Origin of the sequence: Massilia sp. CCM 8734, from assembly GCF_011682155.1 — a bacterium.
GTDB lineage: Bacteria > Pseudomonadota > Gammaproteobacteria > Burkholderiales > Burkholderiaceae_D > Telluria_A > Telluria_A rubra.
In genome coordinates, this window is the sequence record NZ_WHJI01000023.1 from 34,646 (window position 1) to 59,674 (window position 25,029).

Consider the following 25,029-nt stretch of genomic DNA (forward strand, 5'->3'; position numbering starts at 1 on the left):
TAGCCTCCTGTCCACTTGCCCAGCCATCCTGATGGTCCTCTACCAGGAACACCCGCCCCAGCCCGCGCTGGCGCCCTATCTGGCTTGCCTGTGGACCTGCCAGGTGCTGCCCGGCGCCTCCCCCGTCACGCACCGGGTGCTGCCCGATAACTGCATGGATATCCTGTGGCAGGATGTGGCCGCGCTGAGCCGGGTATCGGGCATGATGAGCACGGTCATCCACGTGCCCGTGCTCCAGCCCGTGCGCACTATCGCGGCGCGCTTCAAACCGGGCGCCGCCGCGCATTTTTTCACCATGCCGCTGCACGAACTGGCCGACCAGCATCCTTCGCTGGACGCGCTGTGGGACGGCGCCACAGCCCGCCAGTTCACCGATGCCCTATGGTCGCGCGACCTCTCCGATACGCAGGCCGTCGCCACGGTCGAACGCTTGCTGCTGCAGCGCCTGCGCAGCTTGGCGACCGACATCAAACCGGGCCTTGCCGACGCGGCCGTGAGCGCCATCGAACGCTCCCACGGTTCCCTGCGCATCGAGACACTGGCCGCGCAGCTGGGCGTGTCGCGCCAGCATTTGTCCAGCCAGTTCCGCGCGAAGGTCGGCCTGGGCGCCAAGCAGTTCGCGCGCGTATGCCGCTTTCGCCAGGCCAGCTCGCGCATCCGCGCCGCCAGCGACCCCAGGCAGCTCGACTGGACCAGCCTCGCGCTCGAGCTGGGCTACTACGACCAGCCGCACCTGATCCACGAATTCCGCCAATTGTCGGGCAGCACGCCGGAATCGTTCGCCGCGCGGGCCTGAGCGTGTGCATCGTCCCGGCACCGTCTGTACGTCGCGAATAGTCGCTGGCAAAGTCGTTCCCCTAATTTTTTGATGGGAACCAGACGCTTGATCACCAGATCGAACAACTGGAACTGCAACTGGAAGACCTGCAAGCCGGTGAAGGTGTTGGCGCCGATCCAATATTGACACAGGGCGGGGCAAGTTTTATATCATCGGGCAGCAGAACCCCTCATTGTCGATTTCACGGAGCAAGGCAGATGTTTTACCGATGTCATCGGCGGAAATGTCGACGGCGCCTGTCAGCGGTTTATGAAGCATGCAGACGTTTTTCCGAATGCGTTCACAGGATTCTTCAGGAAGCCGAGTTTGCTCAGCGAACTGAAGCAGTAGAGCCAGGCGAACCTCGTTCTGCGAATGCCATCGGCTTAGCTGATCACTTGAAAAAGACAGGATATTGTTTAGTTCATTCTGCAATTTCTCGATGAGAAAGCAGGCATTGATGAGTATCTTGCTCTCTGGGGAGTTATCTAACATAACTTTTTGACATTCAAAAACGGCTTGTGGTCAAGCAGGCGCAATCGACCTTTTTAGCCGAAAGCGGACCTGAGCTGACCGCCTTACATTTTTACAATACAAGCGGCGCGCGCCGTGGCACGATGCTGCTTTGCACTCACAGGAGACAATCATGATCAACGGAATGCGCACAGTCTGCTACCCGGTCCAGGATATGGATGCGGCCAAGAAATGGTTCACCGAGGTGTTCCGCACCGCGCCCTACTTCGATGAGCCGTTCTACATCGGCTTCGAGATCGGCGGCTTCGAACTGGGGCTGCACCCGGGGGAACCCGGCATGCCCGGCTGCGTGGCCTACTGGGGCGTGGACGATATCGAGGCCGAAGTCGAACGCATCACCGGCCTGGGCGCGAGCATCCACTCGGCCATCCAGGATGTGGGCGAGTCGATCAAGGTGGTCGAGTTGAAGGATCCGTTCGGCAATACCTTGGGACTGATCTACAATCCGCATTTCGACCTCAAGAAGGTTCGCTGAGCATCAGCCGGATCAGGCGCACGGGCACTTGCTGCCCGCGCGCCCTACGCAAAACGACCAGGCTGCTCAGCGCAACACCAGCGCCAGCGCCGGCTTCTCGCCGTAATCCTCATAGCGCTCGTTGATGCCGGCGATGCAGAAAGTCATTTCGTCGAGCAAGTCGGGCACGCGCTCGCGCATCGATGCCGCATCCTTGACGACAATCTCCAGCACCTCGTTCGGTTTCAGCCGGAAGCGGGTCATGCCGTCTTCGTCGCGCAGGTAGCTCAGGCAATCGACCCAGGCATCCATCGTGTTGGCGTAATACTCGGGAAACCCGAACGCCGCGCGGCTTTCGGAATGAAAGGTATCCCAGCCGAGGATCGAGGCGCCATTCAGTTCGGCACTGGCCATATTATTTCTCCTTGTGTGGATCGATCACGAAGCCCAGTTTGCCGAGACCTCGGGACTGCGCCGCCGCCATGACCTGGGCCACGGCTTCGTAACGGGTGTTTTTGTCTGCGCGCAGCTGCAATTCGGGCTGCGGCGCCTGGCGCGCCGCTTGTGTCAGGCGCGCGTCGAGCCCGGCCGCATCGACCCGCTCGTCGCCCCAGTACAGCAAGCCCTGCGCGTCGATGGCGATGCTCACCGTGTGCGGTTGCAGCTGCACCGCGCCGGCCTGCGCGCGCGGCAAGTCGAGCTTGACCGCATGCGTGAACATCGGCGCGGTCATGATGAAAATGACGAGCAGCACCAGCATCACGTCGACCATCGGGGTCACGTTAATATCGCTCATCATCGATTGCTGGCGCGATGGATTGAAGCTGCCGAATGCCATGCCGTTCCCCTTATCTGCCGAAGTAGGAATGCAAATCGTGGGCAAAGCCGTCGAGCTCGGCCAACGTGAGCCGGTTCAGGCGGTTCAAGCCGTTATACGCCAGGACGGCGGGAATGGCCACCACCAGCCCGAAGCCGGTCATGATCAAGGCTTCGCCGACCGGTCCGGCGATCTTGTCGATCTGCACGCTGCCGGCGGCGGACACATTCGAGAGCGCATGATAAATCCCCCACACCGTACCGAGCAGGCCCACAAACGGCGCGGTCGCGCCGATCGAGGCCAACACGGTCAGTCCGCTTTCGATGCGATGGGTGGCGCGCGTGATTTCCTGGCGCAGCACGCGGATGATTTGTTCGTCGCGGCTCATTGCGCCGGCCAGGGTGGCGGCGGCCCCAAGGTGGGCCAGCCCTTGCGCCGGCAGCGGCAGATAAATGCGCTCGCGGTCGGCCAGGGCCAGCAGCGCGATGCCGTCCTGCAGAGTGGGGGCGCTCCAGAAGGCGTCCAGCGCTGGCGCCGCGCGCCGCACGCGCCAGGTACTGAAGGCTTTGGACAGGATGAAAAACCAGCTCACCAGCGACATCAGCATCAGCACATACGCCACCGCGTGGCTGAGCGCGTCGCCCTGTTCCCAGTAGCGCGCAATGCTGAAATGATTGACCGGTGGCATGACGCCGCCTTAGTTCTTGAGTGCCAGCACGTCCTGCATGTCGTACAAACCGGTCGCCTTGTCGGCCAGGAAGCGGCAGGCGCGCAGGGCGCCACTGGCGTAGCTGGCGCGACTGCTCGACTTGTGGCTGATTTCGATGCGCTCGCCGGTGCCGGCAAACAGCACCGTATGGTCGCCAATGATGTCGCCGCCGCGGATGGTGGCAAAGCCGATGGTCGACGGATCGCGTTCGCCGGTGACGCCTTCGCGCCCATAGACGGCGCATTCCTTCAGGTCGCGCCCGAGCGCGTCGGCGATGACTTCGCCCATCTTGAGCGCGGTGCCGGACGGCGCATCGACCTTGTGGCGGTGGTGCGCTTCGATGATTTCGATGTCGTAGCCCTCGGACATGCTCTTGGCGGCCAGTTCGAGCAGCTTGAGGGTGACGTTCACACCCACGCTCATGTTCGGAGCGAACATGATTGCGGTTTTTTCGGCGGCGGCGGCAATCGCGGCCTTGCCGGCATCGTCGAAACCGGTGGTGCCGATGATCAGCTTGATGCCGTGCTCGGCGCAATACGCAAGATGCTTGAGCGTGCCTTCGGGGCGGGTGAAGTCGATCAGGAAATCGGCGCCAGACAGGCCGGCGCCCAGGTCCGCTTCGATCGTCACGCCGGGAGCCGGGCCGACCAGTTGGCCGATGGCGGGCGAGCCGGCCAGGCCGAGCGCGCCGGCCAGCACGGCGTCCGGCGCCGCGGCGAGCGCGTCCACCAGCATCCGTCCCATGCGCCCGTCGGCGCCCGCTACTGCAATTTTCATCTGATTCATTGTGCCGACCCTCGTGCTACCGGTGCGCTGGTATGGAATGACTTATTTAGTGATCTTGATCGAGGCCGAACCGGCTTCTTCCCGCTTCGGCGCTTGCTTGGCGGCCACTTTGGACGGACCGGCGATGCGCGCGATGTATTCTTTCTCGGTCGGCAGGTTGCCGCCGTCGAATTTCTCGACCTTGTTATCCTTGAAGTAGACCGTGACCCGGCTGCTGGTCAGCTCGCCATCGCCACGCGCCAGGTAGAACGGAAAGTCCCAGCGGTCGGCGTGGAAGATGTCGGTCAGCAGCGGCGTGCCGAGAAGAAACTTGACCTGCTCGCGGGTCTGGCCGACCTTGAGTTGGGTCAGCATTTCCTGGGAGATGAAGTTACCTTGCTGAATGTCGGGACGATACGGCGAGAAGATCCACAGGAACTTTTGCAGCTTGCTGGCCTGCACGGTCTGGGCGCCGGCGTCGGGCGAGGCGCTGACCGGGACCACGGGATCCTTGGCGCCACCGAACATGGTGCAGCCGGACAGGCTCAGGACGGCCCCGGCCAAGGTCGCCATCAGGGGCGCGCGCAGGCTAAAACGGGGCAAAACGGCAGTATCGACAGGCATAGATGACCTCAAATCGTTGTACGGAAGCCTAGGCACCTCCGTCTAAAACGCTATATGATAAAGCACTACGCCAATATACGAGTAACAAACATGAGTAACAATCCCAGCGACCTCAAAGCCAGCGGCCTGAAAGCCACCCTGCCCCGCCTGAAAATCCTCGAGATTTTCCAGAACAGCGAGGTGCGCCACCTGACCGCAGAAGACGTTTACAAGATTTTGTTGACCGATAATATGGATGTCGGCCTGGCCACCGTGTATCGCGTCCTGACCCAGTTCGAGCAAGCGGGCCTGCTCAACCGCAACCATTTCGAAACCGGCAAGGCGATTTTCGAGCTCAACGCCGGCTCCCACCACGACCACCTGGTGTGCCTCGACTGCGGCAGGGTGGAAGAGTTCTACGACGACGAGATCGAATCGCGCCAGCACAAGGTGGCGGTCGAGCGCGGCTTCAAGATTGCCGAACACGCGCTGGCGATCTACGGCAACTGCGTCAAGCCAGCCTGCCCCCACAAAACCTAAGGGGAACCTCGACCAAGCTACTGCGCCGCGCCGCGCTACGCTCACGAGTGGCTGAGCGCGTTCGAGAGCAGCTTGGCGGTGATATCGACGATTGGAATGACGCGCTCGTACGCCATGCGGGTCGGCCCGATCACGCCCAGGGTGCCGACGATCTTGCCGTTGACCTCGTAGGGCGCGGTCACCACGCTCATTTCATCCATCGGCACCAGGTTCGACTCGCCGCCGATAAAGATCTGCACCCCGGTCGCCTTGCTCGACACATCGAGCAACTGCATCAGCCCGGTCTTTTGCTCGAACATGTCGAACATCTGGCGCAGCGAACTCATGTTGGACGACAGGTCCGACACGCTCAACAGGTTGCGCTCGCCGGAAATGACCATGTCGTCCGACTGGTCGGTCATCGCCTCGCTGCCGGCTTCGACCGCTGCCTGCATCAGGCTGCCCATATCGTCGCGCAACTGGCGCAGTTCCTTGGTCAGGCGCGTGCGCACGTCGTCGAACGACAGGCCGCCGTAATTCTGGTTGATGTAATTGGCCGAGCGCACCAGCTGCGCCGGCGTGTAGTCGGCTTCGGTCAACAGCAGGCGGTTCTGCACGTCGCCACGCGGGTCGACAATGACAAGCAGGATGCGCTTTTCGGACAGGCGCAAGAATTCGATCTGCTGGAACACCGATTCGCGCCGCGGACTGAGCACCACGCCGGCGAACTGCGACAGCGACGACAGCATCTGCGCCGCATTGGCGATCATCTTTTGCGGCTGCTGGGCCGGCAGGCGCAGGCGCGCGTCGACCGCGTGCTCGTCGAGGTGTTGCACAGTCAGCAAGGTATCGACAAAGATGCGGTAGCCGCGCGGAGTCGGAATGCGGCCGGCCGAGGTGTGCGGGCTGGCCACATAGCCGAGCTCTTCCAGGTCGGCCATGATGTTGCGGATGGTGGCGGGCGAGAGGTCGAGTCCGGAGATTTTCGACAGCGCGCGCGACCCCACCGGCTGGCCGTCGGCGATATACCGTTCGACCAGGGCTTTGAGCAGCGTTTGCGCGCGGGTATCGAGTTGCATGATTCTAGGTGAGGGGCGGTAAGGACAAAAACAAGGCCAAGCACAAGTGCTGATCCGCTTATTATGCACGTTCGCCAGCGTGGCGGGGCTTTATGTGGCAGGCGCGGCGCATGCGCCGCATTCGGCGCCTCAGTCGTGCTCGCGCTTGAGCCAGTCGAGCAGCTCGTCGAAACTGCGGCAGATGGCGTCCGGCGCCACGCCGTGCTCGAGGTGGCGCTCGCTGCCGGTACGGTTGAGCCAAACCGCGCGCAGGCCGGCGCGCTGGGCGCCCTGCACGTCGAGCAGCACATCGTCGCCCACATACACCGCGTCGGCCGGGTCGACCCCGAGCTCGGCGCAGGCGGCCAGGAAAATTGCGGCGTCGGGCTTGGCGCGGCCGAACTGGCTGGCCGCCACCGACACCTTGAAATGGTGCGACAGGCCGATCGCCTGCAGGTCGGCATTGCCATTGGTAACCGAGCCGAGCATGCTGCGGGCTTTCAGGCGCAACAGGCCGGGCACCACGTCGTCGTAGGGGATGACGGCATTGCGCGCGGCATAGAAATGGACCATGGCCTGCTCGACCTTGGCCGCGTCTTCGCCGGCCGCTTCGAAGGCCGACAGCAGGCCGGCGCGGCGCAAGGCGCCCAGGTCGAGTTCGAATTCGGGCTGCTGCGCCAGCAAGGCCAGGCGCGCCTGGCGCAGGGCGTCGATGGTGAAGCGCTCGGCCACCCGGGGCGCGTTGCTGTGCAGCCAGGCGTGCAGGGTTTGCTCCGCTTGCAGGATGACCGGGGCGATCGGCCACAGCGTATCGTCCAGGTCGAACAGGATGGCTTTGGGCCAGGTGCGGCGTGGCGTGGTCGGCATGTTCTTCTCGGTAGTTGGTCCGCTTCCAGCATAGCGAGGCACAGCCTGAAAATCAACCGGACTGTCGGGCGCGCGCACCAGGACGGGAGCGCCACGGCGGCGGCCTTACACCCCGATACAAGGCAATGAGCCGCGGCGTTGACAAATGCTCTAAAATGACGTCCATATCAAGCTGCCCATCGGCGGCCCAGCCTCCCCACCTTACCCGCATTCGTTTTGGAGAAAGTATGAAAAATCTGTACCTGCGTTCCGCCGTGGCACTTGCGTGCGCGCTCAGCCTGGCCGCTTGCGGCGGCGACGATGATGGCACCATGCAATTGAGGGGCGTCGTCGAAGGCGTCACCATCGACGGCCTGGTGCTGCAGAACAAGGGTGGACCGGAATTGAAGGTCGAGCCGTTCGCGGGCAGCTTCGTGTTCCCGGACCTGATCGCCGTCAATACCGAGTACGACATTACCTTCAAATCGATTCCCTCGAACGCCACCTGCAAGATGGTCAACGGCAAGGGCAAGTCGAGCACCTACGGCATCGGCCAGATCGGCGTAAGCTGCACCCTGAAACCGCACGATGTCAAAGGCAAGATCGTTGGCCTGACCACCGAGCCGCTGGTGATCATCAACGGCACCCATCGCCTGAACATTCGCGCCAACCAGAGCACATTCAACCTGCGGGTCGATCCCATCGATGAAAAGAAACCCGTACCCATGCCTGGCCAAGTCGGCGAAACCCAGGCGTACGGCTTGAGCGTGCTGCAGCAGCCGCCCGGCCTGACCTGCCGCATCGACAACGCGATCGGCATCATGGGCAAGACCGACGTCGACAACATCCTCATCACCTGCAACTGATCCCGGCCGCCCCCGAGCGGGCGGCGCCCTATTTTCTGGAGAATTTCATGAAGTCATCCGTCCTGCGCCATTCGCTGCTGCTGACCCTCGCCCTGGGCCTGGCCGCGTGCGGCGGCAAAGCGACCTTCCCTGTCGAAGGCAAAGTCGTCAATCTGAAGCACTCTGGCCTGGTCCTGAGCAATATCGGCATGAACGACCTGCCGGTCGATGCCAAGGCCACCAGCTTCCGCTTTCCTAACGCCATCGAATACGGCGTGCAGTACGACGTGAAGGTGAAAACCAGCGCGCTGCACCAGGACTGCACCCCGGACAACAGCAAAGACACCGCCGGGCGCCAGGCTGCCATCAACGTCACCATTACTTGCAGGGACTACACCTATCTGATCGGCGGCAACGTCAAGATCGTCGGCGCCGATGGCGCGGCCAAGCCGTATGTCGGCGAAAACCTGGTGCTGATCAACGGCAGCAGCGACAGGATCAACGTCGCCAAGGATGCGCAAACGTATAAATTCGGCGGTGCGATCGCCTTCGGCACCAGCTACGGCGTGTCGGTCCTGCAACAGCCGGACGGCGGCAAGCTGGTCTGCTCGGTGGACCGTGGCATCGGCGAAATGGGCGATGCCGAGGTGACCAACGTCAACGTGCTGTGCCGCGAAAAGTAAGGCGATCGAGGGCTTGTGAAGGTGATATTTGCAAAAGGCATAACTGATATTCCAAAGATAAATTGGCCTGATATGCTGTAGCGCAGCATAATTGCACCTGTCTCCTCCAACTCTCCTCAAAAAGAATTGGATTTCAAGCCCGCTTCACAGCGGGCTTTTTTTTGTCCCGGCTTTCGTTCTAACCTGCGTTCCGGCTTGCGGCGCCGTTCCGGCCTCACAGGCGCGGCCGCCTTCGCTTCTCTGGCGTGCGGTTCAGCGCACGGCGCTCTTGCGCAGGGCCGGCACATAAAAACCGGCCACGGTGTCGATCAACTGGTCCGGCCGGCCCCCGGCCAGGTTGGTCAAGATGATAACCGCCAGGTCGTCGTCGGGATACACATAAAAAGCCGAACGTCCGCCGCCATTGCCGGCCACTGCGCGCTGCACCCCGGGGCCGCGGCGGATCGCCGGCCAGCCCAAGGCCCACGGCGCCGGGCGCCCGTCGGCAAAGGTCGATGGCGTCCACATCGCCGCCAGGCTGGCCGGATTGAGCAGACGCCCTTGCTGGAGGGCCACGATCCACTTGCCCAGCTCGGTCGCGGTGGTATTCATGCCGGCGCCGGTGCGCATGGCCGGGGGAAATTCCTCCACCACATTGCGCAGCACACCGCCCGCGAAGCGGTAGGAATTGGCCTTGCCCATGATGATGTCGCCGGTGTCGCCAAAACTGCTGTTGGGCATGCCCACCACCTCGAACTGCCCGCCCCGGATGAATTCCACAAAAGGCTTGCCGCTGAGGCGGTCGATGATTTTCCCCAGCAGCACATAATTGGTCTGGTTATAGCTGAAACGCTGGCCAGGTGAAAACTGCAGCGGCGTGCCCAGCGCGGTTTTCCACGCTCCGTCCATGCCGCCCGGCAGCAAGTCGCCCTGCGCATCGAGAACGTCGGGCAGCCCGGACGTATGGTTGAGCAACTGGGCGATGCTCACGCCCCGCCACGACGCCGGCAAGCCGTCCAGATAGCGCGACAGCGGCGCATCGAGCGCCAACTTGCCCTGCTCGACCAGCTGCATGATGGCCACGCCGGTAAACGATTTGGTCGCGGAATTGATCGAAAACACGGTGCCCTCGCCCACCGGCACCTTGTGCTGGAGATTGGCCACCCCGAACGCGCCCGACAGCACTACCTTCCCATGCTGGATCACAACAATCTGCATGCCCGGAATGCGGCGCTCCTGCATTTCGGCGCGAATATATTCCAGGACCGCCTCGTTGGCCGCGCTCTCGGCCGCCGGCGCGGTCCCGGCGGCAGGCGCGGCCAGCACGGCCGCACCGGGCAGGCTGGCAGTCAGGCTGGCGAGCAAAAAACACAATGTGCGTGCAAATCTCATCGGGTGACATTCCTTAGGGTGGTGGCAAACCGGGTCGGCAAGCGCCACGTCATCATGGCATGAAAATGGGCAACGTTGGCTATTTGGAAATGATATTTCCGGATGGACCGCACAGGTGATGGATAGCTTGTCATCTTCCTGTCATCTTGCCGTCACGGCACGGTCATCTGGGCTGGCTAGAATCCGGCTTGCTAAATCCACCCCCCAGCCATAGGACCTTCATGAACAAGCCAAACGATCTGGTTAGCTCCATCGATCCAGATGACATCGACTGCAATGATTCGCCGAACGAACACTTCAACACGGTGCTGAACGCCCGCCTGAGCCGCCGCAGCCTGCTGCGCGGCGGCATGGCCTCGGCCGCCACGGCGATTTTCGGCGCAGTCGGTCTGTCGGCCTGCAGCAGCGACGACCCGGCGCCGGTCACGCCGACACCAACGCCGACCCCGCCGCCGGTCGCGGCTGAAAAACTGCTGGCCTTCACGGCCGTGCCGAAAAGCCTGGCCGACATGGTCAGCGTCCCGGCCGGCTACACCGCCTCGGTCATCTATGCGCTGGGCGACCCGCTCAACGGCACCACCCCGGCCTTCAAGAACGACGGCACCGACAACAACTTCGACACCCGCGCCGGCGACCATCACGACGGCATGGAGTTCTATGGCCTGTCGGCCACCGGCAGCGCTACCACCACCAGCTCGGACCGCGGCCTGCTGGCCGTGAACCACGAAGCGACCACCGACTCGAAACTGTCGTCCTTCTTCCTGCACGCCAATGGCGGCGTGACCACCCTGCCGCGCCCCGCGTCGGAAGTGGACAAGGAAGTGGCGATCCACGGCGTGAGCGTGGTCGAAGTCAAGAAGACCGGCGCCGCCTGGTCCTATGTCAAGGAGTCCTCCTTCAACCACCGCATTACCCCGCTGACCGACATCGAACTGTCCGGTCCCGCGCGCGGCAATGCCCTGCTCAAGACCAAATACTCGCCGACCGCCACCAAGACGCGCGGCACCCTGAACAACTGCGGCACCGGCAAGTCGCCATGGGGCTCGTTCCTGACCGGTGAAGAAAACTGGTCCGGCTACTTCGTGCGTGGCGCCGCCGACGACGCCGCCCGCGCCGGCGACAAGAGCATCGCCTCGCTCAAGCGCTACGGCCGCAACCAGGGCGCCACTTCGCGCCACGGCTGGGAAAGCGCCGGCACCGACGACAAGTACGCACGCTGGGACATCAGCAAAAAAGGCGCGTCGGCCGACGGCAGCGACGACTACCGCAACGAAATGAACGGCATGGGCTACATCGTCGAAATGGACCCGTACGACAAGTCCAAGTCGGCCAAGAAGCGCACGGCCCTGGGCCGCTACGCCCACGAAAGCGCCGCCTTCGGCAACCCGGTGGTCGGCCAGCAGCTGGCCGTGTACATGGGCGACGATTCGCGCAACGAGTACATCTACAAATTCGTCTCGAGCGCCGTCTGGGCAGCCGCCGACGCGACCGCCACGGACCGCATGGCCACGGGCGACAAATACCTCGACAGCGGCAAGCTGTATGTCGCCAAAATCAACGCCGACGGCACTGGCCAGTGGATCGAGCTGGCCATGTCGAACGCCGCCATCGCCGCGTACGGCGCCTACAAGTTCGCCGACCAGGCCGACATTGCGGTCAACGCCCGCCTGGCCGCCGATGCGGTTGGCGCGACCAAGATGGACCGTCCCGAGTGGTGCTCGGTCAATCCGGCCAACGGCGAGATCTACTACTCGCTGACCAACAACTCGAACCGCGCGGTCGACCCGACCTCGTCGCAACTTGCACCGGACAGCTCGAACCCGCGCGCCTACACCGACATGAAAGGCAGCTCGGCCCAAGCCGGTAATCCGAACGGCCATATCCTGCGCATGAAAGAAGGCGCCGGCGCCTCGGCAGCCACCAGCTTTACCTGGGATGTGTACCTGTTCGGCGCCGAAGCGGGCGCCAATGGCGGCTTCGTGAACCTATCGAACCTGACCGCGGACCAGGATTTCTCGAGCCCGGACGGCCTGGCATTTAGCCCGTACACCGGCATCTGCTGGATCCAGACCGACGATGGCGCCTACACCGACGTCACCAACTGCATGATGCTGGCGGCAGTGCCGGGCACGGTCGGCGACGGCGCCAAGGTCACCCTGAACCATCCGAAAGCGGCTGGCGGCACCCTGGCGGTCGATACGTATGTGGGCAAGAAGCCGACAGCGGAAACGCTCAAGCGCTTCCTGGTCGGCCCTGCGGGTTCGGAAATCACGGGTATCTGCGAAACGCCGGATGGCAAGTCGATGTTCATCAACATCCAGCACCCGGGCGAGAACACCGCGCAGGCGAATCTGGCCGATCCGTCGAAGTACACAAGCCAGTGGCCGAGCAACGCCGGCTACGGCCCGGGCAAGCGCCCGCGTTCGGCGACCATTGTGATCACCAAGAATGATGGCGGCCGGATCGGGACGTAAGTAGCGATTTGGAAGGTGGGCGGGCCTGATCAGGCCTCGTTCCCACCTGCCTCAAAACCGTCATTCCCGCGAAGGCGGGAATCCAAGGCCTCTACGCTAAGCGACGGTGCCTTGGATTCCCGCCTTCGCGGGAATGACGGTTTTTGGGTTGGTGGCTAAAGAATGCAGCCAAAATCCAGCTAGCGTTTACGTCTTCAAACCACCCACAATGCGCAGCACCTCGGCACGCGCATCGGTCCATCCCGACGCGGCCAGCTTCGGCCCGCACTCCGCGCACGGCGCGAACGGATTGCACCCGTGTTCCAGCGCCACATAGCGCGCTCCCACGACCTGCTTGCCCACATACGAATCGACCCTGCCCGCCGGCGCACCCGATGGCTTGCCCGACGCCGGCGGCGGCACGCCCTTGAGCACCCAGCGCTGGAACGGCGCCGCATCGACCCCGTCCGGCACGTACCACAGCTTGCTATCCTTGTTCCAGCGCGCGCCCAGGCCCTTGGCCTCGTCTTTTTCGGCGTACGGAACTTTGAGCATGATCATGAGGGCACTCCTGTCAGGCCGGCTGCTTGAGCAAATTCGACAGCGCCACATACTGCGCCAGGCCGACCGTCTCCGGACGCATCGACGGGTCGATTCCGGCTTCGACCAGTTGCGCTTCGGTACACATCCCCGCCATGCAGTTGCGGATCACTTTGCGGCGCTGCGAGAACGCCTTCATCACCACCGCCTCCAGGGTCGGGCCGTCGCACGCCAGTTTGCGTTCGGCCGGCACCGGCACCATGCGCACGATGGCCGACTCCACCTGCGGCGGCGGGTCGAACGCGGTCGGCGGCACGATGAACATGAGCGACATGTCGTAACGCCACTGCAGCATCACTGACAAGCGTCCGTACGTCTTGCTGCCGGGCGCGGCCACCATGCGCTCGACGACTTCTTTTTGCAGCATGAAGTGCTGGTCTTCGATCAGGTGCGCGAAGTCGGCCAGGTGAAACAGCAGCGGGCTCGAAATGTTGTACGGCAGGTTGCCGACCACGCGCAGCTTCTGCCCTTCCGGTACCGGAATGAGGCCGTAGTCGAACTTGAGCGCGTCGCCCGAATGAATGGTCAGCTTCTCGCGCGGGAAGTTGTTTTCCAGGCGCGCGACCAGGTCGCGGTCCAGTTCCACCACGTGCATGTGGTCGAGGCGCTTGAGCAGCAGCGCCGTCATGGCGGCCAGGCCCGGCCCGATTTCGACCATCGCCTGGCCCTTCTCGGGTCCGATGGCGTCGATGATGTTATCGAGGACGAGTTTGTCGGTCAAAAAATTCTGGCCGAAGCGCTTGCGGGCGACGTGTTTCATATTCTTCTTCTCAATGCGGTTCTAAGGGTGCAATCTACAGCTGTGATGCGCGCTGTGCGTCCACCATCTGCAATGCAGTGCGGATGGCTTGTTCCATGCTGCCACAGTCGGCTTGTCCCAGCCCGGCGCAAGCCAGGTCGAGCGCGGTGCCATGGTCGACCGAGGTGCGGATCAGCGGCAGGCCGAGGGTGATGTTCACGCCGCGCCCGAAGGTGGCGTATTTGAGCACCGGCAGGCCCTGGTCGTGGTACATGGCCAGCACGCAGTCGGCGTCCATCAGGTACTTGGGCTGGAACAGGGTATCGGCCGGATACGGCCCACGCGCGTCGATGCCGCGTGCGCGCGCCGCTTCCAGCGCCGGCGTGATGGTGTCGATTTCCTCGCGTCCCAGGTAGCCGTTCTCGCCCGCGTGCGGATTGAGACCGGTGACCAGGATGCGCGGGGCGGCAATGCCGAACTTGGTCTTCAGGTCGTGGTGAATGATGTCGATTACCCGCCCCAACCCCTCGCGCGTGATCGCCGCCGGGACATCCTTGAGCGGCAAATGGGTGGTGGCCAGCGCCACCCGCAGCGCAACATTGTCTGGCGTGTCAGGTGCGGTAGCCGACGCGGTAGCCGACGCGGTAGCCGACCCGGTAGCCGACGCGGTAGCCGACGCGGTTTCGCCGGCCAGCATCATCACCACCTGCGCGGTGGCGGTCTGCTCGGCCAGGTATTCGGTGTGGCCCGAAAAAGCCACGCCGGCGTCGTTGATGGTGCTCTTTTGCAGCGGCGCGGTGACCATGGCGTCGAACCAGCCGGCGCGCGCGCCTTCGACCGCCAGGTCGAGCGTGGCCAGCACCGCGCGGCCGTTGGCCGGGTCCAGGACGCCCGGCACCACGTGGGCGCCGAGCGGCACGTCGATGACGCAAATGCGCGATGGGCCGAACTGCGGCAGGCCGCCGTTGCGCAGCGCCTGCACCGACAAGGCGGCCAATTGGATATCGGGGTCGATCAGGCTGGCGGTGAGCGCCAGGAAGGCGGCGTCGCCGAGCAGCACGCAGTTGACCTGCGCGCGCATGGCCCAGGCGGCGCGGATCGAGATTTCCGGCCCGATCCCGGCCGGTTCGCCCGTGGTGATGGCGATCGCCGGCCGTGTGCTTGCCTGCCGCATGCGCTTACTTGTTCTCGTCGCGGAATTCGACGTAGGCGCGGTCGCGCACCTGGCGCGCCCAGTCTTCGGTCGCTTCTTCGAGCTTGCGGTCGCGGATCACCTGGCGCGCAGCCATGCGCACCCGTTCCTTGTTCTGGTCATCGCTCTTGCGCTCCATGACTTCGATCAGGTGAAAGCCGTACGGGGTTTCGATGACGTCGCTCAGTTCACCCGGTTTCAGGGTGGCCATGACGGTTTCGAATTCCGGCACCGTGTCGCCCGGGTACAGCCAACCGAGGTCGCCGCCCTTGCTGGCCGAACCGTCGTTGGAGAACAGGCGCGCCAGTTCTTCGAACTTGGCAGCCTTGTTGTCGAGGCGTTCCTTCAATTCGGTCAGCTTGCGCTTGGCGTCGGCCGCCGTCATGGTCGGGCTGACCTTGAGCAGGATGTGGCGCGCGCGCGTCTGCTGCACCGCCGCCGGGGCGCTGGCGTCGGCCAGGTTGCGCTTGTCGACCATTTTCAGGATGTGGAAACCGGTGGTGCTCTTCAAGACCGGCGTGACCTGGCCAGGTTTCAGTTTGCCGAGCGCGTCGGAAAACAGCGGCGGCAAGCGGTCAGCGGCGCGCCAGCCGATTTCGCCACCCTTGAGCGCATCGCTCGAATCGGAGTAGGTGGCGGCGATCTTGGCGAAGTCGCCACCGGTGCGCAACTGGCGCATTACGTCGTCGGCGCGCGCGCGGCGCGCGGCGATCTGCTCGGGCGAGGCGTTTTCGGGAATGCGCACCATGATCTGCGCCAGGTTCATCTCGACCTTGTCGGCGGCGGCGGCTTTTTCGGCGGCCAGGTAGGTGTCGACCTCGGCGTCGGAAATCTGGATCTTGTTGTCGACTTCATGCTCGCGCAGGCGCTGCATCATGATTTCGCTGCGGATCTCTTCGCGGAAGGCGGCAAAGGTGGTGCCGCTCTTTTCCATCTGGTTGCGCATCTCTTGCACCGACAGCTTCTGCTGCTCGGCGATGCGGCCGATGGCGCGGTCGAGCATGGTGTCGTCGACCCGCACGCCCATCTCCTTGGCCAGCTGCATCTGGGCGCGTTCGACGATCATGCGTTCGATGACCTGGCGCTGCAGGTCGGCCGCCTCGGGCACGGGTGCGTTTTGTGACTTCATCGCGCCTTCGACGGCGCGCACGCGGGCGGTGATTTCGTTGCGGGTGATGACTTCATCGTTGACCACCACGGCGATCGAATCGATGACGTTGGCCGAGGCCGAGGCCGGCGGCAAAAAGCCGCCCGACGGCTTGGCCGCGGCCGCTGCCGGCTTGGCCGGCGTGGCTTGGGCAGCCACCTGGCCGGCGGTCAGGGCGCACAGCAAGGCGGCGGCGATCTTGAGTTGGTGCATACGGATATTGCGCATAATCTGGGAACTCATATTCATGTGAATAAAACAATCCGACGTCCCGCTTAGCGGCCCGAGCCCTGGTTCAGCCTCGTATAGCCTGGAACGCTCTTGTAAAACGATTCGAGCGGGCTGCCGAAACCGAGCTTGGACAAGCCGTTCAGTTCCAGTTGGAAGAAGATCGGCGTCGAGGTGTTGCGCGTGGTGGTCACGAAACGCTGCCCACCCATGCGGAACACCCAGCAGTCGGCCTGGTATTCGAGACCGACGAGGCTCTCGACGACTTTATGTTCCAGTACCGAATACGTGACCCGGCCCACGCCATACCAGCGTTTCGACAGCGGCCACTGGGAAGATACCATCGCATTCTTGACGACGTCGCGCAAATAGCGATACTCGGCGTTGATCACCTTCTTTTCGCCCGGCTGCCATTGCACGCCGTAGTTCTGCGTCACCACGCTGCTGGCGCTGGCATTGTATTGCACGGCGCTGTCGAAGCTCCATTTGTCCGAAATGCGACCCGACGCGGCCAGCAGCACGTCGGACCGGTTTTCGGTGCGCGGCGTGTTGGCCAGCTGGACGCGCTGCTCGTTGAGGTAAAAACGCTGCCCCAGCACCAGGCGCAGGCGCTCGGCGCCGTTGGTCTCCAAAAAGCGCGAGACCAGGGCCGCCGTCACCTGGTTGGCGTCCGACACGCGGTCGTTGCCGATGAAGCGGTTTTCGTTGAAGATCTGGGCCAGGTTAAACGTCGCCTCAAACGTGTCGAAGTTGGGGAACTTGCTCTGGTCCTTGTACGGCGTGTAGACGTAGAACAGGCGCGGCTCCAGGGTCTGGGTCATCTTGCGCCCGGTCAGCTTGGCGTCGCGCTCGAACACCAGCCCGCTGTCGAGCGAAAAGGTGGGCAGGGAGCGCGTGAGCGTGCGCGGGGCGTCGGCCTTGGTTTTTTCGAGCTCGTAGGCGCTGGCGTGCAGCATCAGCTTGGGCGTGACGAAATAGCCGGGACGCACAATCGGATAACTGAGCTGCGAGACCACCACCGCCCGGTTGCCGGTCGGCAGGTCGGGATGCGAGAAGCGCGTCATTTCCGAGTCCACCGCCCAGTCGAAGCCCTTGACGTCGTAGCGGCCGGCGTGGAACAGCAGTTCCGGCAAGCGGTCGTAGGGACGCGGCACGGTGCGGCTCGGATCGGTCACCGAGACCGGGTCCTGCAGCACCTGGTAGCTCTGCACGCGCGCCGAGGCGTTCCAGTATTTGGTGCGGTAGTCGGTGCGGATTTCGCGCACCAGCTGGCGTTCCGCGCTGGTCGAGATCGACTGCGAGAAGTCGCTCGGATAATTATCGTCCGAGGCCGCCTTCAGGTTCCAGCCGTACGACCAGCCGGGCGCGATGCCCTGGGTGTGCTGCGAATCGAGGCGCCAGCGGTCGGTTTTGGTGATCTTGTCGTTGAGCAAGACTTCGGCGTGGGTCTTGCCCTCGTAGCCGCCGTAGTCGTTTTCGCCGATGTAGCGTCCGGTGGCGCCGAACTGCAGGCCGCGGTCGAGCATCCAGCGCGGATACAGGGTCAGGTCGCGGTTCGGCGCGATGTTGACATAGTAAGGTTGCAGGATTTCGGCCCGGCCCTTGGAGCGGAAACCGATGGTCGGCGGCAGCCAGCCCGAGCGGCGCGCGCCCGACAGCGAGAACGACAGCGCCGGCGCGCCGATGATCGGCACGCCCTTGAAATAGATGACTGTCTTGCCGGCCACGCCCACGTCGCGCCCGGCGTCCAGGCGCAGGGTGTTCGATTTCAGGTACCAGTCGGGCAGCAAGCCTTCGCAGGTGGTGTAGGTGCCGTCGGTGACGATGGCCTCGTCTTCGCTGATGAAATCGACGCGCCTGGCCGAGCCCTGCGCGTTGTTGACCTCCATGCGGTACTCGGGATGAAGCACCCAGCCCTTGCCCGAAGACAGGTTCAGCTGCAACTCCTCGCCCTTGTAGGTATCGCCGAAGCGTTCCATCCAGACATTGCCGTTCGCGGTGACTTCATTCTCGACGTTCTTGAAGCAGGCGCGGTCGGCTTTCATCCGGGTTTGCCCCCGGCTCAGTTCAACTTTGCGCTCAAGAATGAGTTCGCGTTCGGGGCGGCCGGAGATTTCTTCTGCGCGCACGGTGACGGGCAGGTTGGGATCTTCGGTACGTTCGCGCTTTTGGACGGTTTGGGCGTGCAGCGGCACCGCGGTGGCGGTGACGAGCGCCGTCAGGGCATAGGCCCAACGCTGCGAGGGGGGAGCTGCCGGTTTTTTCAAGCTCATGAAATGACGTGTGCAAACACCATGGCAGGCGATTTTTTGAGGTTAATCCCTTATTATATGGGAATCTTCACCTTCAATCGGATTCTCAGGCTGCAACATGTCCTCATCGCTCCCCACCACCCCCGCAACATCGTCGGACACCCGCCTGACGCAGCTCACCACCTGGCTCGCCACGCTCGGCCTGGTCCAGGTCGAATCACGCCGTCCGGCCTCGGCCGACGCGAGCTTCCGCCGCTACTTCCGGCTCGACGTCGCCCCTGAACTGCGCGCCAAACTGGGCCAGACCCTGATCGCCATGGATGCCCCGCCCGAGCGCGAAAACGTGCCGGCCTTTATCCATGTGCAAGGCTTGCTGCTGGCCGCCAGCGTGAGCGTGCCCGCCATCGTGGCGCAGGACGTGGCCAACGGTTTCCTGCTGCTGTCGGACCTCGGCAGCACCACCTATCTGCAACGGCTCGACGTCGACAACGCGCCCAACATGTACTCGGACGCGGTCGACGCGCTGGTCAAGTTCCAGCTCGCCAGCGAGCCGGGCGTGCTGCCTGAGTACGACCGCGCCTTCATCGAACGCGAGCTGAACCTGTTCCCGGAATGGTTCGTCGGCAAGCATTTGGGCGTGACCATGACCGACGCCCAGAGCGCCACCCTGGCCAAGGTATTCGACGCGATCATTGCCAACAACCTGGCCCAGCAGCAAGTCTTCATGCACCGCGATTTCCATTCGCGCAACCTGATGTTCATGGACCAGGGCAACCCGGGCGTGCTCGACTTCCAGGATGCCGTGTTCGGCCCGGTCACCTACGACCTGGCCTCGCTGCTGCGCGACGCCTACGTGCAGTGGGACGAAGAAATCGTGCTCGACTGGGTGGTACGCTACTGGCAGCGCGCCAAGGCGGTCGGGCTGCCGGTCAATCCGGACATCGACGCGTTCTACCAGGACTTCGAATTCATGGCCTTGCAGCGGCACCTGAAAATCCTCGGCATCTTCTGCCGCCTGAACTACCGCGACGGCAAGAGCGTGTACCTGGGCGACCTGCCGACCGTGATCGACTACGTGCGCAAGACCTGCAACCGCTACATCGTCCTCAAGCCGCTGGCGCGCCTGCTCGACGCCTTCGAAGACAAGGTGCCGCAAGTGGGCTACACCTTCTGATGGGGAGCCAATCATGAAAGCGATGATCCTGGCCGCCGGCCGCGGCGAACGCATGCGCCCATTGACGGACGAGTGCCCCAAGCCGCTGCTGAAGGTGCGCGGGCGGGCGCTGATCGTCTGGCACATCCTGAACCTGGTGCGCGCCGGGATCACCGAGATCGTCATCAACCACGCCTACATGGGCGAGGCGATCGAGCGTGAACTGGGCGACGGCGGCAAATACGGCGCGCGCATCGTCTACTCGCCCGAAACGGTGGCGCTGGAAACGGCCGGCGGCATCGCCAACGCGCTGCACCTGCTGGGCGAGGCGCCGTTCCTGGTGCTCTCGGCCGACATCTACTGCCCGTACTTCGATTTTGCCCAGGTCACCGACGTGCTGGTCGACGAAGACATGTGGGGCAATCCCTACCCGCCCGAGAAGCGCGACGCCTGCTGGATCTACTTGACCCCGAACCCCTTCCATAATCCCGAGGGCGACTTCGGGCTGACCATGTACCAGGTGGCCAACGACGGCGAGCCGAAGTGGAATTTTTCGAACATCGGGGTGTACCGGCCGGAGATGTTCAAGGCTATTCGTCCGGGCACGCATGCGCGCCTGGGCGCCCTGATCCGCCAGTACGCGGACCTGGGCCAGGTGGGCGGCGAAATCTACGAGGGCGACTGGGTCAACGTCGGCACCGTGGCGCAACTGGAAGAGCTGAACGCGCCGCTGGGCGCGCGCAAGGCGCAATCATGAGCACGGCGCTTTCACCGTTCGCGGCCCGGCGCGCGCGCCTGTGCGCGGCCATGCAGCCGGGCGCCGTGGCCATTTTGCCGACCGCGCCCGAAGTGCCGCGCAACAGCGACAGCGACTACCCGTATCGCCACGACAGCTATTTTTACTACCTGACCGGTTTTACCGAACCGGACAGCGTGCTGGTACTGGTGGCCGCCCACGCCGACAAGCCGGCGCAGGCCATCTTGTTCTGCCGCCAGAAGAACGTGGAGCGCGAAATCTGGGATGGCTTTCGCCACGGTCCCGACGGCGCGCGCATCGCCTTCGCTTTTGACGCCGCCTTTCCGATCGACGAACTCGATAGCGAAATGGCCAGGCTGCTGGCCAACGCCCCGGCCGCGTATTACGCGCTCGGGCACAGCGCAGCGCTCGACATGCAAATGAAGAACTGGCTGCTGGCGGTGCGGCGCCAGGCGCGCGGCGGCGTCACCGCGCCGGCGGTGGCGCACGACCTGCTGGCGATCCTCGACGAGATGCGCCTGTTCAAGGACGACGCCGAGCAAGCCGTGATGCTGCGCGCGGCGACCGTCTCGGGCATCGCGCACGCACGCGCGATGAGGGCGTCGAAGCCGGGCATGTTCGAATACGAAATCGAGGCCGAACTGCTGCACGAGTTCCGCCGCAACGGCGCCCAGTATCCGGCCTACACGCCGATCGTGGCCTCTGGCGCGAACGCCTGCGTACTGCACTACAACGCCAACAACGCGCAGACGCGCGACGGCGACCTGGTGCTGATCGACGCCGGCTGTGAGCTCGACAGCTACGCCGCCGACATCACCCGCACCTACCCGGTCAACGGCCGCTTCAGCGGACCGCAGCGCACGCTCTACGAGCTGGTGCTGGCCGCGCAGAACGCCGCGCTGGACGTGGTGCGGCCGGGCCAAAAATACAGCGACATCCACGACGCCGCCACGCGCGTGCTGGCGCAGGGCATGCTCGACCTGGGATTGCTGGCGAAGGACAAATTCGGCGGCGTCGACGACGTCATCGCCGAGCGCGCGCACCAGCAGTTCTACATGCACGGCACCGGCCACTGGCTGGGCCTGGACGTACACGACGCCGGCGCCTACCGCGACGTCACGCTCGACGACAAGCCATCGCGCCCGCTGCAGCCCGGCATGGTGCTGACGGTCGAACCGGGCATCTACGTGCGTCCCGCCGAAGGCGTGCCGGAACAGTTCTGGCACATCGGCATCCGCATCGAAGACGACGTGCTGGTCACGCCGGCCACGCAAGGCGGCCACACCATCCTGAGCGCAGCGGCGCCCAAGCTGGCCGACGATATCGAACAACTGATGCGACCCTGATGGATACAACACTTACCAAGTTTGACGTGGCAATCTGCGGCGCCGGGCCGGTTGGCATGGCGCTGGCCGCCCTGCTGGCGCGGCGCGGCATGGACCGCACGCGCATCGGCCTGATCGACGCCAAGGCGCTCGGCGTGGCGCTCTCCGACCCGCGCTCGATCGCGCTGTCGTACGGCAGCCGCATGCTGCTCGAAGAAATCGGCGCCTGGCCGCTGCCTTCGACGGCCATCCACCAGGTGCACGTGTCGCGGCGCGGGCAGTTCGGACGCAGCGTGATCGACCGGGGCGAGCACGGCGTCGAGGCGCTCGGTTACGTGGCGCGTTACGGCGACCTGGTGGCGGCGCTGTCGGGGGCGTGCGAGCGCGCCGGGGTGGCGGTGCTGCGGCCGGCGCGCGTGGCCGGGCATGCGGAGCATGCGCAGAACGTCGCGCTCACGCTCGACGATGGGCGCGCACTGCAGGCGGCGGTGGTGGTGCAGGCCGAAGGCGGCGTGTTCGGCGAACAGGATGCCCGCTCGCGCACGCACGATTACCGGCAGACGGCGCTCATTGCGCGCGTGAGCACCAGCGCGCCGCTTGCGCATCGGGCGTACGAGCGCTTTACCGAAGAAGGGCCGCTGGCCATGCTGCCGCAGGACGGCCCGGACGGCCATCAATATGCGCTGGTATGGTGCGTGCGGCCGGAGCGCGCACAAGCGCTGCTGGCGCTGGACGACGCGCGCTTCCTGGCGCAGCTGGGCGAGGCGTTCGGCCAGCGTTTGGGACGGATGACCGGAACGACCGCGCGCGTTGCGTATCCGCTCGGCCTGAATGCCGATCCGGGCGCGACCGGGCGCACGGTGGCGATCGGGAATGCGGCGCAAACCTTGCATCCGGTGGCCGGGCAGGGTTTGAACCTGGGGCTGCGCGACGCGGCGGTGCTGGCGCGCTTGCTGGCGCGCGAGGCCGGTCCGGCGGCGCTGAGCGCGTTTGCGCGGGAGCGCCGGACGGACCGCAAGCTGGTGGTGGAGCTGACCGACACCATGGCGCGCGCGTTCGCGCATCAGGGGCCGGGACAGGCGTTGCTGGGGTTGTCGCTGGGCTTGCTCGATACCTTCAACCCGGCCAAGAATTTGCTGGGGGAGTGGATGATGTTCGGACGGCGCTGAGCCGATAGTCTGATCGTTTACCTGTAGCCCGTCGTTCCCGCGCAGGCGGGAACCCCATTCTGGGCGGCAGCCTCAGACGACTCGACGAACTTGGGTTCCCGCCTGCGCGGGAACGACGCGGAGGGGGAGGGAGCGACGCGCTTAGAATTCTTCCCAATCCTCGGTCGGCGCGGTGCTCGACAACTGTTTCTTCACCGGCGCGCGCGCCACCGCTTTCGGCGCCGGCCTGGCCGCCATCTGCCGCGGCGCCGCCGCTACCACACCCGCACTCAACTTGAACACGCTGACCACCTCGGCCAGCTGGCGCGCCTGGTCCTGCATCGCTTCCGACGCCGCCGCCGCTTCTTCCACCAGCGCCGCGTTCTGCTGCGTCACCTGGTCCATCTGCGTGACGGCCTGGTTAATCTGATCGATCCCCAGGGTCTGCTCGGCGCTGGCCGCCGCAATGTCGCCCATGATGTCGGTCACGCGGCGGATGCTCTGGACGATATCGTTCATCGTGCTGCCCGCCTCGTTCACGAGTTTACTGCCCGCTTCGACCTGCTCGACCGAACTGCCGATCAGGCCCTTGATCTCCTTGGCCGCCTGCGCCGAGCGCTGCGCCAGGTTGCGCACTTCGCTCGCCACCACCGCAAACCCGCGTCCCTGCTCGCCCGCGCGCGCCGCTTCCACCGCCGCATTCAGGGCCAGGATATTGGTCTGGAACGCGATCCCGTCGATCACGCCGATGATGTCGACGATCTTGTTGCTGGCCTCATTGATGCGCCCCATCGTATCGACCACATTGCCGATCACGTTGCCGCCCTTGGTGGCCACGTTCGACGCCGTCTCGGCCAAGGTGCTGGCCTGGCGCGCGTTGTCGGCGCTCGCCTTGACGGTGGAGGTCAGTTGCTCCATCGACGACGCGGTTTCCTCCAGCGAGCTGGCCTGCTCCTCGGTGCGGCTCGACAGATCCTGGTTGCCGGCCGCGATTTCGGAGGACGCCACCGAAATCGTTTCGGTGCCGCTGCGCACCCGGCGCACCACTTCCACCAGGCTGTCGTTCATCTTTTGCAGCGCCGCCAGCAACTGCCCGATTTCATCGTTCGATTCGATTTTGATGGTGTCGGTCAGGTTACCGCCGGCGATGTTGTTGGCGAAGCGCAGCGCCTCGGCGATCGAGCGCGAGATGCCGCGAATGAGCGCGGCGCCCATCATCAGGCCCAGCGCGATGCTGAGCACAATCAGGCCGATGGCCAGCGCGCGCGCCGTCTCGAAGCGCGCCGTAGCCTGCTCGTACTCGGACTTGCCGACGGTAAGCTGGTAGTTGATCAGGTTGCGCATATTGTCGCGCACCGGCTGGAAGTTCTGAGTGAGCGCACCTTGCACCAGCGCGACGGCGCCCGGCACGTCCTTGGCCTTGAACGCCGCCAGCGTCGGCTTGATCCCCTGCGTCACAAAGGTTTCCCTGCTGGCCGTGAATTTGGCGGCGAGGATCTTCTCTTCCTCCGTCAGATAGGTTTCCATGTACTTGCCCCAGAGCGCCGTATTGCTCTGTACACGCTGCTCGACATCGCTACTGGCCTCGGGCAGCTTGGCCGGGTCGCCGCTGACCGCCAACGCCAGCGTGTTCTGGTTTTGCTGGATCTGCGTGAGCACTTCGGCCAGCATGCCCGCCGCCACCAGGCGATCCTCGTACACCGTTTTGAGCGAGGCGTTGGTCACGCTCAGGTTGCGCAAACCGATCAATCCGATCACCAGCGAAATGGCGCTGATTACCCCGATGACAAAAATGAGCCGTGCCTTGATCGTCACGTTCTTAAACATGGTCGTTGACCTTTCAGTTGTCGGTTGCCGGGCCGGTTGCACATGGCGTAATGCGACATGAGAAATACTATCTCCAAAGAAATATACCGAACTTGCCCGGCGAGTTAAATGGCGCAATATCAACATAGGACAAATTCAGCCCGTCTTGTGTTTGTGATGCGACAAGCGGAACAACAATGTTGTGTGC

The 25,029-nt window shown here is 64.1% G+C and carries 25 protein-coding genes; 10 read left to right on the forward strand and 15 right to left on the reverse strand.

Features of this window, described 5'->3' with window-relative positions:
• Nucleotides 1–31: 31 nt before the first annotated feature.
• Nucleotides 32–796 (forward strand): AraC family transcriptional regulator, encoded by a 765-nt coding sequence (locus tag F2P46_RS20655; protein WP_166893640.1) that lies wholly within the window; start codon nt 32–34, stop codon nt 794–796.
• Between the two features lie 186 nt (nt 797–982).
• On the opposite strand, the gene F2P46_RS20660 is transcribed toward F2P46_RS20655, so the two are convergent.
• Nucleotides 983–1,312 (reverse strand): hypothetical protein, encoded by a 330-nt coding sequence (locus F2P46_RS20660; RefSeq protein WP_166893642.1) that lies wholly within the window; start codon nt 1,310–1,312, stop codon nt 983–985.
• Nucleotides 1,313–1,463: 151 nt separating this feature from the next.
• Between F2P46_RS20660 and F2P46_RS20665 the strand changes: the two genes are divergently transcribed.
• The gene (locus F2P46_RS20665) at nt 1,464–1,826 is read left to right on the forward strand and encodes a VOC family protein (RefSeq protein ID WP_166893644.1); all 363 of its coding nucleotides are present in this window, start codon (nt 1,464–1,466) and stop codon (nt 1,824–1,826) included.
• A 66-nt stretch (nt 1,827–1,892) separates the two neighbouring features.
• Here F2P46_RS20665 and F2P46_RS20670 read toward each other — a convergent pair whose 3' ends face one another.
• The 5 genes from F2P46_RS20670 to F2P46_RS20690 are packed head-to-tail and all read right to left on the reverse strand — an operon-like array spanning nt 1,893 to nt 4,720.
• A complete protein-coding gene (locus F2P46_RS20670) occupies nt 1,893–2,219 on the reverse strand; it encodes a barstar family protein (RefSeq protein ID WP_166893646.1) in 327 nt (108 codons plus the stop codon).
• A 1-nt stretch (nt 2,220) separates the two neighbouring features.
• Nucleotides 2,221–2,643 carry a biopolymer transporter ExbD gene (locus F2P46_RS20675; protein WP_166893648.1) on the reverse strand — a complete coding sequence of 141 codons (423 nt, stop codon included), beginning with the start codon at nt 2,641–2,643 and terminating at the stop codon, nt 2,221–2,223.
• Nucleotides 2,644–2,653: 10 nt separating this feature from the next.
• A complete protein-coding gene (locus F2P46_RS20680) occupies nt 2,654–3,310 on the reverse strand; it encodes a MotA/TolQ/ExbB proton channel family protein (protein WP_166893650.1) in 657 nt (218 codons plus the stop codon).
• Between the two features lie 9 nt (nt 3,311–3,319).
• Nucleotides 3,320–4,117, reverse strand: coding sequence for a 4-hydroxy-tetrahydrodipicolinate reductase (gene dapB / locus F2P46_RS20685; protein ID WP_166893652.1), 798 nt, complete (start codon nt 4,115–4,117; stop codon nt 3,320–3,322).
• A gap of 42 nt (nt 4,118–4,159) precedes the next feature.
• Nucleotides 4,160–4,720, reverse strand: coding sequence for an outer membrane protein assembly factor BamE (locus F2P46_RS20690; protein WP_166893653.1), 561 nt, complete (start codon nt 4,718–4,720; stop codon nt 4,160–4,162).
• 90 nt (nt 4,721–4,810) lie between these two features.
• Here F2P46_RS20690 and fur point away from each other — a divergent pair, with 90 nt between their 5' ends.
• Complete coding sequence (fur, locus tag F2P46_RS20695) at nt 4,811–5,239, forward strand: ferric iron uptake transcriptional regulator (RefSeq protein ID WP_126073843.1); 429 nt, start codon at nt 4,811–4,813, stop codon at nt 5,237–5,239.
• Nucleotides 5,240–5,280: 41 nt separating this feature from the next.
• On the opposite strand, the gene hrcA is transcribed toward fur, so the two are convergent.
• Both hrcA and F2P46_RS20705 read right to left on the reverse strand, forming a co-directional pair.
• A complete protein-coding gene (gene hrcA / locus F2P46_RS20700) occupies nt 5,281–6,297 on the reverse strand; it encodes a heat-inducible transcriptional repressor HrcA (protein WP_166893655.1) in 1,017 nt (338 codons plus the stop codon).
• Nucleotides 6,298–6,426: 129 nt separating this feature from the next.
• Nucleotides 6,427–7,143 (reverse strand): HAD family hydrolase, encoded by a 717-nt coding sequence (locus F2P46_RS20705; RefSeq protein WP_166893657.1) that lies wholly within the window; start codon nt 7,141–7,143, stop codon nt 6,427–6,429.
• A gap of 227 nt (nt 7,144–7,370) precedes the next feature.
• On the opposite strand from F2P46_RS20705, the gene F2P46_RS20710 reads away from it, so the two are divergent.
• A complete protein-coding gene (locus F2P46_RS20710) occupies nt 7,371–7,988 on the forward strand; it encodes a hypothetical protein (RefSeq protein WP_166893659.1) in 618 nt (205 codons plus the stop codon).
• Nucleotides 7,989–8,035: 47 nt separating this feature from the next.
• The gene (locus tag F2P46_RS20715; protein WP_166893661.1) at nt 8,036–8,650 is read left to right on the forward strand and encodes a hypothetical protein; all 615 of its coding nucleotides are present in this window, start codon (nt 8,036–8,038) and stop codon (nt 8,648–8,650) included.
• Nucleotides 8,651–8,902: 252 nt separating this feature from the next.
• Here the strand turns inward: F2P46_RS20715 and F2P46_RS20720 are convergent, their stop codons facing one another.
• Nucleotides 8,903–10,021, reverse strand: coding sequence for a serine hydrolase domain-containing protein (locus F2P46_RS20720; protein WP_166893663.1), 1,119 nt, complete (start codon nt 10,019–10,021; stop codon nt 8,903–8,905).
• A gap of 221 nt (nt 10,022–10,242) precedes the next feature.
• On the opposite strand from F2P46_RS20720, the gene F2P46_RS20725 reads away from it, so the two are divergent.
• A complete protein-coding gene (locus tag F2P46_RS20725) occupies nt 10,243–12,495 on the forward strand; it encodes a PhoX family phosphatase (protein WP_166893665.1) in 2,253 nt (750 codons plus the stop codon).
• Nucleotides 12,496–12,681: 186 nt separating this feature from the next.
• Here F2P46_RS20725 and F2P46_RS20730 read toward each other — a convergent pair whose 3' ends face one another.
• The 5 genes from F2P46_RS20730 to F2P46_RS20750 all read right to left on the reverse strand — a co-directional run bounded on the left by F2P46_RS20730 (nt 12,682) and on the right by F2P46_RS20750 (nt 18,653).
• Nucleotides 12,682–13,035 carry a DUF5710 domain-containing protein gene (locus F2P46_RS20730; RefSeq protein WP_166893667.1) on the reverse strand — a complete coding sequence of 118 codons (354 nt, stop codon included), beginning with the start codon at nt 13,033–13,035 and terminating at the stop codon, nt 12,682–12,684.
• A gap of 13 nt (nt 13,036–13,048) precedes the next feature.
• Nucleotides 13,049–13,834 (reverse strand): 16S rRNA (adenine(1518)-N(6)/adenine(1519)-N(6))-dimethyltransferase RsmA, encoded by a 786-nt coding sequence (gene rsmA / locus F2P46_RS20735; RefSeq protein WP_166893669.1) that lies wholly within the window; start codon nt 13,832–13,834, stop codon nt 13,049–13,051.
• 34 nt (nt 13,835–13,868) lie between these two features.
• The gene (gene pdxA / locus F2P46_RS20740) at nt 13,869–14,987 is read right to left on the reverse strand and encodes a 4-hydroxythreonine-4-phosphate dehydrogenase PdxA (RefSeq protein WP_166893671.1); all 1,119 of its coding nucleotides are present in this window, start codon (nt 14,985–14,987) and stop codon (nt 13,869–13,871) included.
• A 4-nt stretch (nt 14,988–14,991) separates the two neighbouring features.
• A complete protein-coding gene (locus F2P46_RS20745; RefSeq protein ID WP_166893673.1) occupies nt 14,992–16,365 on the reverse strand; it encodes a peptidylprolyl isomerase in 1,374 nt (457 codons plus the stop codon).
• A gap of 62 nt (nt 16,366–16,427) precedes the next feature.
• A complete protein-coding gene (locus tag F2P46_RS20750; protein WP_166893675.1) occupies nt 16,428–18,653 on the reverse strand; it encodes an LPS-assembly protein LptD in 2,226 nt (741 codons plus the stop codon).
• Nucleotides 18,654–18,750: 97 nt separating this feature from the next.
• On the opposite strand from F2P46_RS20750, the gene F2P46_RS20755 reads away from it, so the two are divergent.
• From F2P46_RS20755 to F2P46_RS20770, 4 genes are read left to right on the forward strand one after another with little or no spacing between them, the layout of a single operon-like run.
• Nucleotides 18,751–19,806: a phosphotransferase gene (locus tag F2P46_RS20755; protein ID WP_166893677.1), complete on the forward strand. Its 1,056-nt coding sequence runs from the start codon at nt 18,751–18,753 to the stop codon at nt 19,804–19,806.
• A gap of 13 nt (nt 19,807–19,819) precedes the next feature.
• Complete coding sequence (murU, locus tag F2P46_RS20760) at nt 19,820–20,542, forward strand: N-acetylmuramate alpha-1-phosphate uridylyltransferase MurU (RefSeq protein ID WP_166893679.1); 723 nt, start codon at nt 19,820–19,822, stop codon at nt 20,540–20,542.
• Nucleotides 20,539–21,888, forward strand: a complete 1,350-nt coding sequence (gene pepP / locus F2P46_RS20765; protein WP_166893681.1) for a Xaa-Pro aminopeptidase — start codon at nt 20,539–20,541, stop codon at nt 21,886–21,888. Before murU ends, pepP begins: the two co-directional genes overlap by 4 nt.
• Nucleotides 21,888–23,036 carry an FAD-dependent monooxygenase gene (locus tag F2P46_RS20770; RefSeq protein ID WP_166893683.1) on the forward strand — a complete coding sequence of 383 codons (1,149 nt, stop codon included), beginning with the start codon at nt 21,888–21,890 and terminating at the stop codon, nt 23,034–23,036. Before pepP ends, F2P46_RS20770 begins: the two co-directional genes overlap by 1 nt.
• Before the next feature lie 141 nt (nt 23,037–23,177).
• Here the strand turns inward: F2P46_RS20770 and F2P46_RS38580 are convergent, their stop codons facing one another.
• Nucleotides 23,178–24,842: a methyl-accepting chemotaxis protein gene (locus tag F2P46_RS38580; protein WP_166893685.1), complete on the reverse strand. Its 1,665-nt coding sequence runs from the start codon at nt 24,840–24,842 to the stop codon at nt 23,178–23,180.
• Between the last annotated feature and the right edge of the window lie 187 nt (nt 24,843–25,029).

What these genes read in the sequence shown, in the direction of transcription:
- F2P46_RS20745 (WP_166893673.1), bottom strand. Translation starts at nt 16,365, where the DNA reads ATGCACCAACTCAAGATCGCCGCCGCCTTGCTGTGCGCCCTGACCGCC.
- F2P46_RS20690 (WP_166893653.1), bottom strand. Translation starts at nt 4,720, where the DNA reads ATGCCTGTCGATACTGCCGTTTTGCCCCGTTTTAGCCTGCGCGCGCCC.
- pdxA (WP_166893671.1), bottom strand. Translation starts at nt 14,987, where the DNA reads ATGCGGCAGGCAAGCACACGGCCGGCGATCGCCATCACCACGGGCGAA.
- F2P46_RS20675 (WP_166893648.1), bottom strand. Translation starts at nt 2,643, where the DNA reads ATGGCATTCGGCAGCTTCAATCCATCGCGCCAGCAATCGATGATGAGC.
- pepP (WP_166893681.1), top strand. Translation starts at nt 20,539, where the DNA reads ATGAGCACGGCGCTTTCACCGTTCGCGGCCCGGCGCGCGCGCCTGTGC.
- F2P46_RS20660 (WP_166893642.1), bottom strand. Translation starts at nt 1,312, where the DNA reads ATGTTAGATAACTCCCCAGAGAGCAAGATACTCATCAATGCCTGCTTT.
- F2P46_RS20665 (WP_166893644.1), top strand. Translation starts at nt 1,464, where the DNA reads ATGATCAACGGAATGCGCACAGTCTGCTACCCGGTCCAGGATATGGAT.
- F2P46_RS20680 (WP_166893650.1), bottom strand. Translation starts at nt 3,310, where the DNA reads ATGCCACCGGTCAATCATTTCAGCATTGCGCGCTACTGGGAACAGGGC.
- murU (WP_166893679.1), top strand. Translation starts at nt 19,820, where the DNA reads ATGAAAGCGATGATCCTGGCCGCCGGCCGCGGCGAACGCATGCGCCCA.
- F2P46_RS20730 (WP_166893667.1), bottom strand. Translation starts at nt 13,035, where the DNA reads ATGATCATGCTCAAAGTTCCGTACGCCGAAAAAGACGAGGCCAAGGGC.
- F2P46_RS20655 (WP_166893640.1), top strand. Translation starts at nt 32, where the DNA reads ATGGTCCTCTACCAGGAACACCCGCCCCAGCCCGCGCTGGCGCCCTAT.
- dapB (WP_166893652.1), bottom strand. Translation starts at nt 4,117, where the DNA reads ATGAATCAGATGAAAATTGCAGTAGCGGGCGCCGACGGGCGCATGGGA.
- fur (WP_126073843.1), top strand. Translation starts at nt 4,811, where the DNA reads ATGAGTAACAATCCCAGCGACCTCAAAGCCAGCGGCCTGAAAGCCACC.
- hrcA (WP_166893655.1), bottom strand. Translation starts at nt 6,297, where the DNA reads ATGCAACTCGATACCCGCGCGCAAACGCTGCTCAAAGCCCTGGTCGAA.
- F2P46_RS20720 (WP_166893663.1), bottom strand. Translation starts at nt 10,021, where the DNA reads ATGAGATTTGCACGCACATTGTGTTTTTTGCTCGCCAGCCTGACTGCC.
- F2P46_RS20710 (WP_166893659.1), top strand. Translation starts at nt 7,371, where the DNA reads ATGAAAAATCTGTACCTGCGTTCCGCCGTGGCACTTGCGTGCGCGCTC.
- F2P46_RS20725 (WP_166893665.1), top strand. Translation starts at nt 10,243, where the DNA reads ATGAACAAGCCAAACGATCTGGTTAGCTCCATCGATCCAGATGACATC.
- F2P46_RS20715 (WP_166893661.1), top strand. Translation starts at nt 8,036, where the DNA reads ATGAAGTCATCCGTCCTGCGCCATTCGCTGCTGCTGACCCTCGCCCTG.
- F2P46_RS20770 (WP_166893683.1), top strand. Translation starts at nt 21,888, where the DNA reads ATGGATACAACACTTACCAAGTTTGACGTGGCAATCTGCGGCGCCGGG.
- F2P46_RS20750 (WP_166893675.1), bottom strand. Translation starts at nt 18,653, where the DNA reads ATGAGCTTGAAAAAACCGGCAGCTCCCCCCTCGCAGCGTTGGGCCTAT.
- F2P46_RS20705 (WP_166893657.1), bottom strand. Translation starts at nt 7,143, where the DNA reads ATGCCGACCACGCCACGCCGCACCTGGCCCAAAGCCATCCTGTTCGAC.
- F2P46_RS20755 (WP_166893677.1), top strand. Translation starts at nt 18,751, where the DNA reads ATGTCCTCATCGCTCCCCACCACCCCCGCAACATCGTCGGACACCCGC.
- rsmA (WP_166893669.1), bottom strand. Translation starts at nt 13,834, where the DNA reads ATGAAACACGTCGCCCGCAAGCGCTTCGGCCAGAATTTTTTGACCGAC.
- F2P46_RS38580 (WP_166893685.1), bottom strand. Translation starts at nt 24,842, where the DNA reads ATGTTTAAGAACGTGACGATCAAGGCACGGCTCATTTTTGTCATCGGG.
- F2P46_RS20670 (WP_166893646.1), bottom strand. Translation starts at nt 2,219, where the DNA reads ATGGCCAGTGCCGAACTGAATGGCGCCTCGATCCTCGGCTGGGATACC.